This is a genomic window from Syntrophales bacterium (assembly GCA_023229765.1).
Lineage (GTDB): Bacteria > Desulfobacterota > Syntrophia > Syntrophales > UBA5619 > DYTH01.
In genome coordinates, this window is record JALNYO010000015.1 from 37912 (window position 1) to 50999 (window position 13088).

At 53.4% G+C, this 13088-nt stretch carries 11 protein-coding genes and 1 pseudogene; 2 read left to right on the forward strand and 10 right to left on the reverse strand.

What is annotated here, in order from left to right; genetic code table 11:
* Positions 1-3 precede the first annotated feature (3 nt).
* The 9 genes from M0P74_09635 to M0P74_09675 form a co-directional block, all read right to left on the reverse strand.
* Positions 4-1254, reverse strand: a complete 1251-nt coding sequence (locus tag M0P74_09635) for an acyl-CoA/acyl-ACP dehydrogenase (GenBank protein ID MCK9363841.1) — start codon at positions 1252-1254, stop codon at positions 4-6.
* A gap of 178 nt (positions 1255-1432) precedes the next feature.
* A complete protein-coding gene (locus tag M0P74_09640; protein MCK9363842.1) occupies positions 1433-2647 on the reverse strand; it encodes an ABC transporter substrate-binding protein in 1215 nt (404 codons plus the stop codon).
* A gap of 74 nt (positions 2648-2721) precedes the next feature.
* Complete coding sequence (locus tag M0P74_09645) at positions 2722-4320, reverse strand: acyl-CoA dehydrogenase family protein (protein ID MCK9363843.1); 1599 nt, start codon at positions 4318-4320, stop codon at positions 2722-2724.
* A 407-nt stretch (positions 4321-4727) separates the two neighbouring features.
* Positions 4728-6239, reverse strand: a complete 1512-nt coding sequence (locus M0P74_09650) for a response regulator (protein MCK9363844.1) — start codon at positions 6237-6239, stop codon at positions 4728-4730.
* A gap of 38 nt (positions 6240-6277) precedes the next feature.
* Positions 6278-7765, reverse strand: coding sequence for a PAS domain S-box protein (locus M0P74_09655; GenBank protein MCK9363845.1), 1488 nt, complete (start codon positions 7763-7765; stop codon positions 6278-6280).
* 22 nt (positions 7766-7787) lie between these two features.
* Positions 7788-9722 (reverse strand): response regulator, encoded by a 1935-nt coding sequence (locus tag M0P74_09660; protein MCK9363846.1) that lies wholly within the window; start codon positions 9720-9722, stop codon positions 7788-7790.
* 11 nt (positions 9723-9733) lie between these two features.
* Positions 9734-9871: a hypothetical protein gene (locus M0P74_09665; GenBank protein ID MCK9363847.1), complete on the reverse strand. Its 138-nt coding sequence runs from the start codon at positions 9869-9871 to the stop codon at positions 9734-9736.
* Between the two features lie 17 nt (positions 9872-9888).
* Entirely contained in the window at positions 9889-10251 is a 363-nt protein-coding gene (locus M0P74_09670) for a GAF domain-containing protein (GenBank protein ID MCK9363848.1), read from the reverse strand.
* 161 nt (positions 10252-10412) lie between these two features.
* The gene (locus tag M0P74_09675; protein ID MCK9363849.1) at positions 10413-10685 is read right to left on the reverse strand and encodes a hypothetical protein; all 273 of its coding nucleotides are present in this window, start codon (positions 10683-10685) and stop codon (positions 10413-10415) included.
* Here M0P74_09675 and M0P74_09680 point away from each other — a divergent pair.
* Positions 10666-10971: pseudogene (locus M0P74_09680) on the forward strand (ISKra4 family transposase). The gene M0P74_09675 and the pseudogene M0P74_09680 overlap by 20 nt on opposite strands.
* 100 nt (positions 10972-11071) lie before the next feature.
* Positions 11072-11677, forward strand: coding sequence for a TetR/AcrR family transcriptional regulator (locus M0P74_09685; protein ID MCK9363850.1), 606 nt, complete (start codon positions 11072-11074; stop codon positions 11675-11677).
* Positions 11678-11692: 15 nt separating this feature from the next.
* On the opposite strand, the gene M0P74_09690 is transcribed toward M0P74_09685, so the two are convergent.
* The gene (locus tag M0P74_09690) at positions 11693-13078 is read right to left on the reverse strand and encodes an NADH-quinone oxidoreductase subunit N (protein MCK9363851.1); all 1386 of its coding nucleotides are present in this window, start codon (positions 13076-13078) and stop codon (positions 11693-11695) included.
* Positions 13079-13088: the final 10 nt, after the last annotated feature.

A 13088-nucleotide genomic window follows, 5' to 3' on the forward strand; every position in this document is an offset into this window, starting at 1 on the left:
AATCTATTCGTAGATCTTTTCGTCCTCGGCGAAGGCCTCGGCAGCATCCGCCTCGTAATCGCGCCTCTGCGAGTTTTTCCTGTTTATTTCCGTTTCTTTGTACCATTCGTGGGCGACAATCATCGACATGACCTCGCTTGTGCCGGTCCAGATCGTTGCCAGCCGGATATCGCGGAAAATCCGCTCCACCGGAAAGACATTCGTATAGCCAATCCCCCCGAGAACCTGCAGCGAGTTATGAGCCGCCTTCTGACACGATTCGGTAATGAATCGCTTGGATTCGGAGATCAGGCGCCTCGCCTTGTCGGTCGGTACGCCGGCGTCTATCGCCCGGCAGGTGGCATAGCCCAGCGAACGCGCAGCATCGAGCAGCATCGCCGCCTCCGCGATCTGGAAACTGACCCCCTGAAACGAGTTCAAGGTTTGGCCGAACGCCTTGCGCCTCGTCGTGTAGTGGGTCGCAATATCGAGGGCCACCCGGGCGGAGCCGATCGTCATGATCGCCGTTCCGAGACGCTCCGGGATCATCATCGTATTGAAGATGTCGTAGCCGCCGTTCACGCGTCCCACGACATTTTCCTTCGGCACCCGGACGTCCGTAAATACTACCCGGGCAGTTCCCCCGCCGCGACTTCCCATCAGGCTGTAAAGATATTTCGTTTCGACGCCGGGACCGCGCTCCACGATAAAGGCGGTGATGGAGGCCTGCGGTTTTGTCGCCGGATCAAAATTTGTCTTGGCGTACAGCAGAAAATAGTCGGCCCCTTCTCCGCCGACAATGAAGCGCTTCTGACCGTTCAGCAGGAAATAATCACCCTGATCCTCAGCCTTTGAAACAGCCCCGAAAAAATCTGATCCGCCCCTTGGTTCAGTCAAACCCTCCGCCGCAAAAATTTCCCCTTTCAGCAGGGGTCTGACGTATTTCTCCTTCTGTTCATCGGTTCCGTGCTGGATAAGCGCGTCGCAGACAAGCTCCGCTCCGACTCCAAAAACGCACGCAAGTTCATAGCTTAAGGTTCCGATCTCCTCGAGAACCATCCCGGTCGTCACCCAGTCCATCCCGCGCCCGCCCCACTGCTTGGGATAGCGGCAGCCCAGCAGGTTGCGGCGTCCCGCCTCCTGGAGAAATTCCTTCGGAAATTTTATTTCATCCTTGTCCATGGCAAGGATAAGCTCACGGGGAACCCATTGGACGAAGTCCCGCACCTCCTCCCGGAATTTGAGCTGCTCGTTGGTCAGCAAAAAATCAAACATCCAACCCTCCGAAAACAAAAACCCTTGAAAACTTAAACTGTTTGTATGAAAATCCCCCCATCCCCCCTTTGCCAAAGGGGGGCAAGGGGGGATTTTCATCCTTCGTTGTGCACAACCCGGGCATGGGGGTTTGTAACTACTCAATGGGAACAGTGAAATTCAAACTCTCACAGCTCTGCTATTTTTTCCAGGTGGCCAGTTCGTTGGCAGTCCAGTCCTGCAGCAGAATGGCTTTTGCGCCCGGGCCGCACTTCTGAATCTGGATCGAATCGGTGCCCTGATGGCGGTTTTTGTTCCAGGTTATCTTGCCGCCCATTCCTTTCCAGTCCTTGAAAGTATTCAGCTTTTCAATGACCTTCTCCGTGCTCAGATTCGGTCCGGCAAGCCTGAGCGCCTCGACGAGCGACTCGGCGAACTGAATACCCGCCATGAAGAAAACGCCCCATCGCTCCTGGGGGGCCAGTCTCTGCGCCGCCTTCTGATACTTGACGACCAGGGGATCGGTGGAGTCGGGTGGCGGAACAAAGGCGCCGGTTATCACCCCTTCCCAGAGGCCGCCGGTTATCTTGTTCATGAGCGGATAGTCGGAAAGCCCGTTACTGGAGACCCACTGGGTTTTGAAGCCGACATTCGCGCTCGTCTTCATCGCAATCACCCCGAGGGTCGGGCTGACCCACATCATGACTGCCTCAACGCCGGAATTCTTGAATCTCAGTATCTGGGACGCGAGATCCTTGTCAGTCGGTTCAACCGGGATCGCCTCCGTCAATTTCATTTTGTAGGAATCAAGCCGCTGCACGCAGCCGGCCAGGCCGCTCTTGCCGTAAGAGTCGTTCTGATAGAGGATGCCGATCTTTTTGAATCCCATTTTTTCCACGAGATATTTTGTCAGAATGCTCGCCTCGTCCTGAAAAAGCGGATATGAATAATAGCGATAGGGATTCATGACCGGATCGATATCCCCTTTCGCATCGGTATTGACCCCGGCGGAACCGGGGGTAACCCAAAGGATCTTGTTTTCCGCCAGAAAGCCCTTGACGGCGTTTCCTCCCGCGCTGGAAACCCCGCCGGTAAAGGCAAAAATCCCCTCGCGCTCCACCAGTTCCTTGACAATCGCCGCGGTCTGGGCGGGGTTGTATTGGTCATCCCTCATAAAATATTTGATTTTTCTGCCGTTGATGCCGCCTTCCTCGTTGACGATCTGAAAAAGCAGACCGGAGCCCCGGGCAACCGCTCCCCACGGCGCCGCCGGGCCTGTTTGCGGGCCGAACTGGGCGATCCTGATCTCCTTGTCGTCAAAACCGGGTTGGGCGGCCAAGATATTTGTCGCGGCAAATAAAAAAATGACTGAAATGGTCAACAACATGGTGAATGTAATTTTACTTTGTTTCATAGAACCCTCCTTATTAAAAGAATTTGTAACTACTCATTCATCCCTCTTTGCGACGGCACGCCGCCATGAGGGTTTCATAGCCCTGTTTCCACGTCCTGAAGGGCCAGTTCCTGATAAGCGTGAAAAAAGTCGGCGCAGAAATGGTCCCAGCGCCGCCACAGCGCAATTGTTTCAGCGTTTATCTCGGCTGAATCGGGATAACCGAGCAGTTCAACGGCATCCCCCGCCAGTTTTTCGACGACATCTTCGCTCCCTCCCCCGAGAATGTTTCGAACGAATTCCGCCGGATCGTACCACTCCCTGACCCTCTTGAGGTCCCGATATATCTGCGTCAAAAGAACGTTGCGCGGGCCTTCCCAGAGCTCATTCACAGCGGAATCGCGGTAAAGGCGGGGCAGCGCCGAAAAATCCTCGATGACGCCGTGACCGCCGAAAACGGACATTGCCTCGTGGAGCGCCTCGGTACAATCCCAGGCGGCGGTAATTTTCTGCAGCATGATCAGCTCCCGGACGGCAAAACGTTTCTTTTTAATGACTTCCGGTTCGTCGGTTGCAATCCCTGGTTTTAACCCGTCTTCCAGCGATAAAAAATCACTATAGAGTTTGAAGGCGGCGGCAGTTGTCCGCCGGGCCGCATTCTCCAGCCTGCCAATATTTTCCGCCTGGAGGGCAAAGTTCCCGATTGCCGTCCCGAAAGCTTCGCGCAATTCCGCGTATTTCTTCGCCTCCCGTACGGCTCTCGTCATATAGGCAGCGGCGGCTAAACCTACTGTAAGTCTTGAATAAGTAAGAACAATTCCAACGACATTGGCTACTCCCCTGTCGAGCGGTCCCACCGGATAGGCGACAGCCCCGTTGAAGGTAAGCTCGCCGGTCGTAAGCTCGCTGGTGCCAAGCTTCCATTTTATCTGGTCGATGGTAAAGCCGTTTCTGATCTCCCTTGCCTTGTTTCCAGGCAGCCAGGACGGGACAACAAACAGCGCGACCTTTTCCGAACCGGCCGGTTTTGCGGTAATCACCGCGTAGTCGGCATGCGTCGCCGAGCAGAAGAATTTGGTCCCGTACAGTTTCCAGACGCCGTTTTCTTCTACAGCCTCAAGCAGATTGGCCGGAACGTCGGAGCCCCCCTGAATTTCGGAAAGATACTGGGCGCCAATGCCATAATCGCCGTTTATCCCCTCCTTGCAGTGCTGGAGTATTTTTCTTGTTTCTTCGGAATCCGCATATTTTTCCAGAAGCATCACCAGCCCTTCCGTGCAGACAAGGGGGCAGGCGATGCAGGCTTCTCCATTCTGGTAGAGCAGAAACATCTTGACAAGCTTCACCCAAGGCAATGTTTTATCGGAAAAAACAGCCTCCGCGAAAACCTCCTTTTCGAGAATCTCCGTTTCTGCCGGGCGGACAATCCGGTCGATCCGGTTGTGGTGGCCATCGTAGTGCATCATGAAGGGGCGCTTCTCCGGCAAGGCAATCCGCTCCGCCAAATCGCGCCAGCGCAAGGAGACCTGCGGCGAAAAGGCCCGCGCCTCGGCATCGCTTTTTTCAAACTCTCCACCGGCAAAGGTTTTTATTGTCTGCCTAACGAAAGGGTCGTCGCGATAATAATCGACGCTTTTTCGCCATTCCAGGAATTCATTGAAATTATATGGATTGTTTCTGTCAGGAAAGGACATGATCTGCCTCCGCACGCAAATATTATAATTTGTGACCGATGGTAACATTATAAACCAACGGTAATTCGTGTCAAGCCTTTTATTGTCCGATTACGACTCAAAGAGCCTGGCTGTTCCGCGCGAATGAACAGCAGGGCCAATGCACGGGTGAAGCTTAATGTTCATAAAATGCGTTCATAAGAGAACCGTTACGGACGCGACGGAGCGCGTCCCTCCATATTCTTTGAGAACTTTGAATTTCTCCCGAAATGTTGTTAATTGTCATTCCCGTGAAAACGGGAATCTGGTCTTTTCGGGAACTTACAGATTCCCGCCTGCGCGGGAATGACAAAAGGGTATAGATTTTCAAAGCTCTTTCTTTGTGACGACCCGTCGTCAAGAAGGTTTCGTCAGAAATTGCTCGTTTCTCAGTCCTGCATGTGCTCGTAGATATCCTCGAATTCCTTGTCGAACTTGAGGAAGATCGCCAGAACAGCGGGATCGAAATGGGACGGCGCCGTTCGCCCATCCCCTTTGTCGAGGATCTCAAATACCCTGGCATGCGTAAATGCGGGTTTGTACGCACGGCGGTTGCGCAAGGCGTCGTACTGGTCGGCCAAGGCAACGATTCTTCCCTCAATTGGGATTTCCACGCCGCGGAGTCCTCCGGGGTAACCACTGCCGTCCCACCTTTCGTGATGAGTAAGGGCAATTCTTCTGGCCACTTCGAGACGTGGTTGTTCTCCGATTATTTTTGCGCCGTAACTCGGGTGCAGCTCAATAATTTTCATCTCATCATCCGTAAGTTTAGCCGGTTTCTTTAGAATCGAGGCAGGAATGTACAGCTTTCCCACATCGTGCAGCGGCGCCTGCTGACGAATCATCTGCGTCAGTCTTTCCGGAAGACCGAGACTCACTGCGATAAAACCGGCGTACTCGCCCACCCTCAGAATGTGCTGCCCGGTATCTTCATCGTTCACTTCCGATGCCCGCGCGAGCGCCTGGATGGTGTAGGCAAACGCTTCTTCTGTTTCCTGAACCTGCCGGGCAAGGTAACGCAGCGAATCGCATATAGTAACCATGCTGTTGAGGATGGCCGCGTCATACTTCCCAACCTCCCGGTCATGATTGAGGTTGACGATGCACAGCCCCCTGCTCAAGGAATAAACGATGTTTTTTATCTTGATGTTCTGTGATTGCAACTCCTTGATAAATAAACTGAATTCTGGAAGCGCGATATCCTTCTGGTTAAGGAAGCCGATCTGGGACTCCTCCTTCCAGACAGATTCAAGACTCTGGCGGATATTGCCGCCGAGCTCGCTGCGTTTGAGACTATGAGAAACAGATTCGTAGTGGTACCAGGACCAGGAACCCCGTTCGTTCTCGTACCCGACGACAACGCTTTCCGGTTTATGGGCGATACTCGATTCTTTGCGGATGATCCGCTCGACGATCCCGTCAATCTTGGACATAAAGTCAAAATCGGCGGAGGTGAAGCTGTTGAAGGTCTGCTCGCCGTAAACGATCAGACTCTGTATATCCGCAAAGGCATGACTGAGCAGATCGTTGGCGTCTTTCAGCTTCAGCAGCATGCGGACGCGGGCAAGCACTTCGCTATGATCGATCGGTTTGTTGATAAAGTCGTCAGCCCCTGCCTCGATCCCCTCGATCCGATCCTTTTTTTCGGAAAGCGCCGTTAACATGATGACGGGGATTGCCTTCAGCAACTCATCATTTTTGATTATGCGACACGCCTCAAAACCGTTCATTCCCGGCATCATGACATCCATAAGGACAAGATCTATCCTGTATCCGCGCATAATCTCCAGCGCCTGATCGCCGGTATGGGCCATTTGGCATTCATAGCCCTTGAAGGAGAGAAACATATTCAGGGCTTTGCACGTCTCTATTTCGTCATCAACAATAAGAATATTGGCCATGGAAGATTTTTTCCTTTATGTTTTACGATGGCGCGCCATCATGAATGTTTCACCGGCAAGCGGATGATAAATGACGCCCCGCCCTCTTTATTATTCTCCACAACTATGCTTCCCTTATGTTCCTGGATAACGCTGTACGCTATGGATAGTCCCAATCCAGTGCCGGCGCCTGGCGCCTTGGTCGTAAAGAACGGATCGAATATCTTGCTGGAATTCTCTTTCTCAATGCCCTTTCCCGTGTCGGCAAAGACAATGCGGACAAACTCTCCTTCCTTCGTCGTTTCCCTGCTCGTTGCCGCCCGCAGCGTCTTTTCCTCCTTTTCAGCCATGGCGTCGATGGCATTAGTGATCAAATTCATGAACACCTGCCACATCTTGTTCTGCTCAAGCGAAATGGCAGGCAAATCCGCCCCCAGCTCTTTTTCAAGATTGATCCGGGCCAGACGGAGTTTGGGGTTAATCAGGGTGAAAACGCTTTCTATCAGCTTATTGACGTCAACAGGAATAAACTCGCCTTGGGATGGCTTGGCGAACATATTGAGATCACGAACTATCTTTTCTATTCTCTCCACCTGGCGGCTGATGACGGCGAGCATCTCTTTTGTTTTCTCGGGGGGCCACTCGTTGATCTCCAGCAACTGAATATTCAGCGAGATGATGTTGAGCGGATTAAGGATTTCGTGAGAGATCCCGACGGCCAGCATGCCGAGCGAAGACAGTTTTTCCTCCTTGATCAGCAGCGCCCGTGCATCCTCAAGCTGCCGTTCAAGCTGCGTCATTTCGGTTACATCAATAATATTGCCCATAATCGCCGGACTTCCCCCGTAGGAAATGGTGGCAAGCGACTCGACAACCCAGCGGATTTGTCCATCGGCACAGACGACCCGATATCTGTAAGGGGTTGCGGATTTTCCCTTTAACATCGCAATTGCATTTTGCCGGACCTTCGCACGATCCTCCGGGTGGATGAATTCAAGCATGGTTTTGCCGAGAAAATCCTCCTCTTTATAACCATAATCCTTTATTAGATAGGGGTTTACAAAAACCAGTTTGCCCTGCTGCAGAATCGCAATTCCTGAACTTGTCTTCAGGGTCATGGTCAGGCAGAGCGCTTCCTTTTCCTGCGCAGTCTGCCTGCTTTTTTCCTCGGCTTCTCTTTGCTGTCGCCGGATAGCGGCCTTTTCCAGCGCCTGTTCAAAGGCGGAAACCAGCCGCAGGAGGTTGCTTTTCAGAATATAGTCGTCAATCCCCGCCTTCATCGCCGCAATAGCCGTCTCCACATCGCTCTCGTCGGAAACAACGAGATACGGGATATCTGAGCCGGTTTGCCTCAGAATAACGAGAGCAGAAGGAGAATCGGCAATGACAAACTCCCAGGAGCGACTGGCAAGGGCCTGACGCGTCTGGTCGGCATCCTCGGCGCGCTGATGAACGATGGCATAGCCCGCTTCTTGAAACCGGCGGGAAACAAGTTCCGTATCGTCTTCGGAAAGGCTGATCATAAGAATGGAGAGGCGTTTTTCCATACTATTTTAACTCCTTCGGTAACTACCGAGCCAGAACCTCAGCCACTTTCGCCGTCAGATCACTTATGGAAAACGGCTTCGGCAGGAAATTGACACCTTCCTCAAGTACGCCAAGGTGGGCAATTACATCGGCCGTATAACCCGATGTAAAGAGGCATTTCATGTCCTGATAGGTAGAAAGCATCTTCTCCGCCAGTCCCTTGCCGTTAATTTCCGGCATAACCACGTCGGTAATGAGCAAGTCAATTTCTCCGGTGTGCTCGCTTGCCAGTTGGAGCGCTTCACCGGGCGTTGCAGCGATAAGAACCCGATATCCCTTACCTTCGAGGATTGTCTTGATCAGGTCCAGGAGCTCCGGCTCGTCCTCCACTGCCAGCACCGTCTGAGAGCCGCGCACAGAAGGTTGCTGTGGAGCTTCTACGCAGGTCTCTGCGGTCTCTTCCATGCTTCGCGGCAGATAGATTGTGAAGGTTGTTCTAAGATTCAGTTCGCTGACTACATCAATGAATCCATTGTTCTGTTTGACGATGCCGAAGATCGTCGCGAGGCCCAAACCCACTCCTTTTCCCGGCGCCTTGGTGGTAAAAAAGGGTTCAAAGAGCTTTCCGAGAACTTCATTGCTCATCCCGCAGCCATTGTCGCTCACACTCAGGATAACATAATCCCCGGGGGCAAGCCCGGCGTGAGCGGCGCAGTATGCACTCCCCAAGCTGATGTTTCTTGTTTCGATGGCAATCCGGCCGACGCCGGCGATGGCGTCGCGGGCGTTGACGCACAAATTTACCATTATCTGATCTATCTGGGAGGGATCAAATCTGATCAGCCACAAATCAGCGCCGGGATGCCAGGCAAAAGCGATGTCCTCGCCGATGAGCCGCCGCAGCATCTCCAGCATGCCGTTAACAGTCTCATTCAGGTCGAGCACCTGCGGGGAAATGATCTGCTTGCGGGCAAAGGCCAAAAGCTGGCGGGTAAGATTGGCGGAGCGATTGGCCGCCTTGAGGATTTCCTCCAGGCGGGCATGCAGGGACAAAGCCGGATCAACCTGCGTCAAGGCCAGCTCCGCCTGCCCGATGATTACCCCCAGCATGTTGTTGAAGTCGTGAGCGATACCCCCCGCCAGCCGGCCGACGGAATCCATTTTCTGGGATTGACGCAATTGCTGCTGCAATCTCGCATCCTCCGCCTCGGCCCGCTTGCGCTCGCTGAGATCGCGGATAATCATGCTGGTTTTCTGCTCGCCGTTCGCATCGACAAAGAGCGCCGAGGTTATCTCGACGGGAAATTTTTCGCCATTGGCGCGCAGCATCGTAATCTCAGCTCTTCCTCCACCCCTGCCTGCCCGTTCTGCCAGGGCGGCGGTCAGACGCGGGTCCGTCACATCCAACAGCCCGCCCCGCCCGAGGCTGCGGATCTCCTCCAGGGAGCGGCCGAAAAGTTCGCAGGCAGCAGGATTGGCGTCAAGGATGGCGCCGTCCGGCCTGGTAAGCAGGATCGCTTCCTGCGAGTAGTTGAAAAGAGAGCGATATCTTTCCTCGCTTTCCCTAAGCATCGCCTCCGCCTGCCGGCGCCTTTTCCTTGATTCCGCCTCCTTCAATTCCCGATCAACGGCGGAAACAAGCCGGGACATGTTGCCCTTCATCACATAGTCGCACGCGCCCGAACGCAGGCAATCCGCCGCCGTCTCCTCGCCGATGGCGCCCGACGAAATGATCAGCGGAATGTCAATGGCGGCCTCCTTCACTAAGGAAATGGCCGTTAGACCGTCAAAGTTCGGCAACCGGTAATTACAGACGATAACATCCCAGGCGTTCCCGCGAAGGGCGATTCGCAGGGCCTCGGCCGTTTCTATCCGCTCATATTCAGGCTCGTAGCCGCCGCTTTTCAGGTGCCTGATCGCCAAAAGAACGTCGTCTTCAGAGTCCTCAACCATTAATACCCGCAGGGGTTTCCCCATCTTCCCTCTCCTTACTTTGCAACGGGCGCCGGTAATGTAAAATAAAACGTCGCCCCTTTTCCGACCTCTTTTCTACCTGTAAATTTGAAGGCGTTGTCCATCAGGTTCTCGATGGCGATCTTCAGCAAGTAAGGATCGCCCTGAACCATGCTCCCCGGCTTGATGGCTACGGCGCCCGGCCGGTCGGGATTGTTCTGCTGCTGCGCCGCGGCAATCTCCAGGCCACATCGGCGAAATAGGCCACAACATCAATGTCCTTTTCAGTATAATCCTCGGTTTTATTGCCAATGCCGAGAACGGCGACAATCAGGTCGTCGCGAAAGAAGGGAACAATTAGTTCGCGAACCAGCGCCGCATGGCCTGCGGGCAATCCCCCGCGGTGCGAAAGAGCGGCGTGATCGTTGTGTATGACAGGCTTTCTCTGATGGATGCAGTCCACCAAGACGCCGGCCTGAGCGACGTCACAATGCATCCCTGTTCCCTGGGCCTGGCAGTACTCCTGTAGTGTGCGGGTGTACCAAGCTTGCAGGGAAAGGGTTTTCTGATCCGGCTCTACAAAATAGTAAAACCCACTTTCTGTTAAAAGTGGCCGGACAAATAAAACATCGCGTCAGCACTTTGATTTATATTGTTTTTTTGTATTATTTGCAATCGAAAACAAGCATTGCATATCAATGAGGGCCAGCAGGACTATTTTAAAAGTTTGCCGCAGCATTCGTCCCGGATCGCTACGGGCAGGGTCGTCAGTGAAAGGGAGTCGGCAATCGTGGTGCGGGGCTTGCCTATTGCCTCCGCTTCACTTGCACGAACGTACAGAACGCCCATAAGACAAGGCTGAACATTATGTATCGTTGTAGGGATATAATCCCGATTAAACCGATTCCCAAAATGTATGTGGGTATGGATGGCACCGGAGTGCCTGTGGTAAAAGAAGAGACTGCCGGAAGATGTTATTGCCGCCATCAGTCGTTGTTCATCCCTGACGGGATACGATAAAGCCGCAGGTGAAAGGGAAGCTGGTTATTTTGAGAAAAACAAGGAGCGGATGCGGTATGCGGATTTTCGGAGACGTGGGTTCTTTGTAGGCTCTGGAGTCATGGAAGCAGGCTGTAGAACCTTGGCAGCACAGCGTTTGAAACAATCGGGAATGCACTGGACCGTAAAGAGTGCAGACAGTATCGTAGCCCTGCGCTGCAGCATTCTTAGCAACCGTTGGGAAGATTTTGGGGAGCATCGAGCCGCCCCTTGAAATTGTTACCCATAAATTTGTCGCACACCAACAACATGTTCCTGGAGTTATTTATTCACACCGCCGGGGAAATATGGTATCAACTGGGTGGGGAGAAGATATGAAAGAAAACAGCGCCTTTGCGGGCTTGAAAAACGGGGAGAAACGGGCGCGGCAGGAAGTAATCATCACCGCTGCCGAGCGGGCCTTTGCCGTCAAGCCCTTCAATAAGGTCAGCATTCGCGACATCGCCCGGGAGGCCGGAATCTCCCATGCCGCCATTTACCGCTATTTCCCGGACCAGCAATCCCTGTTCATCGAGGCCTTCCTGCGCGGCGCCGGCGAGATCATCGCGTTTCTTACGGAGATTGTCTCCCGAAGCGAAACGGGCGATATCGACAAGGTTGCCGAAACCTATCTCGATTACCTGCTGGCGCACGATCAGTATTTCCGTATGATGACCCACTTCATGCTCGACGGGTCGCTGACGGCAGAGATGATCGAAAGGCTGAACGTAGCCGAACGCGGGATCTTCGATCAGTTTGACGTCATGTTTCGCAAAATGGAAATGCAGGAGCCGGTGAGAATATTATCCCACGCCTTTTTTGCCGCGCTGCACGGGGTGCTGATTACGTTTAACAACTACCCCGGACGGGATCAAAATGCGGTGCGAGAACACATCAAGAAGGTGGCAAAAGTCATTACGGGGAAATTTCTCAGGCAATAATCGGGGGGCCTGAGACTACATAACTTGGCTGAACATCTCTAAAACATTCAAAGGCAGCAGGCCCAGAAGAATGATGGCAAGGCTGAAGAGCCAGCAAAGCGCTTTTTCAGAAAAGGACAGTCTCAAAGGTGTTTCGTCTTTTATTTCACGCGAATAGCTGATGCGGACGAGATTCAGATAATAGAAGACGGAAATTACGGTATTTACCGCGGCAATGATGACGATGGGCAGGTGCCCGGCCCTGAATGCCGTAACAAAGAGAAAAAACTTGCCGGTAAAACCGCCGGTCGGCGGAATGCCCGCCAGCGAAAAAGCGGCCACCGCCAGCGTGAACGCCAAGAGCGGCGCCCGGCGGGCCAGCCCGCCCAGATCGGCAATCTTCAGGTTCTCCCCGTTTCTGGAAAGCAGCATCATCACATAGAACAAAGCCAGATTCATGATCAGATAAACGGTTATATAATAAGCTACTGCGGCGTTTCCCGCTTTATTGAACGACAAAAGGCCGAGCATCAGGTAGCCGGCATGGGCGATCCCGGAATAGGCAACCAGCCTTTTGAGGTCCTGCTGGACCAGCCCCACCAGATTGCCAAGGGTCATCGAAAAGGCGGCAAGCACCATCAGCAGCATGGTCAGTTGGGCCAAAGGCAGGCCCGCCAGCATCGTCAGTCTGATCAAGAGCGCGGCGCCGGCAACCTTCGGCACGGTGGCGATAAACGCCGTCGTTGCGTCGGACGCCCCCTCATAGATGTCCGGCGCCCAGAAATGGAGGGGAAACAGCGAAAGTTTGAAGAAAAAGGCGCTCATCGTCAGGATCACCGCGAGGATGGCGAGCGGCCTGTCGCCGAAAAACGGCATCTTGGCGACAATGTCGGCAAGATAGGTCGAATGAGCCATCCCGTAGAGATACCCCATGCCGTACAGCATGATGCCAGTGGAAATAGCGCCGAAAAACAGGTACTTGATGGCCGCTTCCAGATGAGCTGTCGTCTTGGTGCGGCGCAGCGGCACGATCGCATAAAGGCTGAAAGAGGATATCTCCAGACTGATCAGAATCGAGATAAGTTCAACGGAACTCACGAGGATGGAGAGGCCGAGGGTGGAAAGACCCAGAAACATGAAAAACTCCGGCATTTTTTCCACTTCATCTTCCTTGTTGAACATGAAGATTACCAGGGCCAGGCCAATGGTCAGAATTAACTTGAAAATCTGCGAAAAACCATCTACCCGGTAGGCGCCGACAAAAAGGAGGCCCTCTGCATTCAGGGAAAAGAGCGCAGCAGCCACTCCCCCGACGGCCAGCACCCTGGCCAGCACAAACAGCGATCGCTTCCCCTTTTCCAGCGACAGGAAAAGAAACAATACGGAAAAGGAAAGTATGTAAATTTCAGGCAGCAGCGTCATTGGATCAACC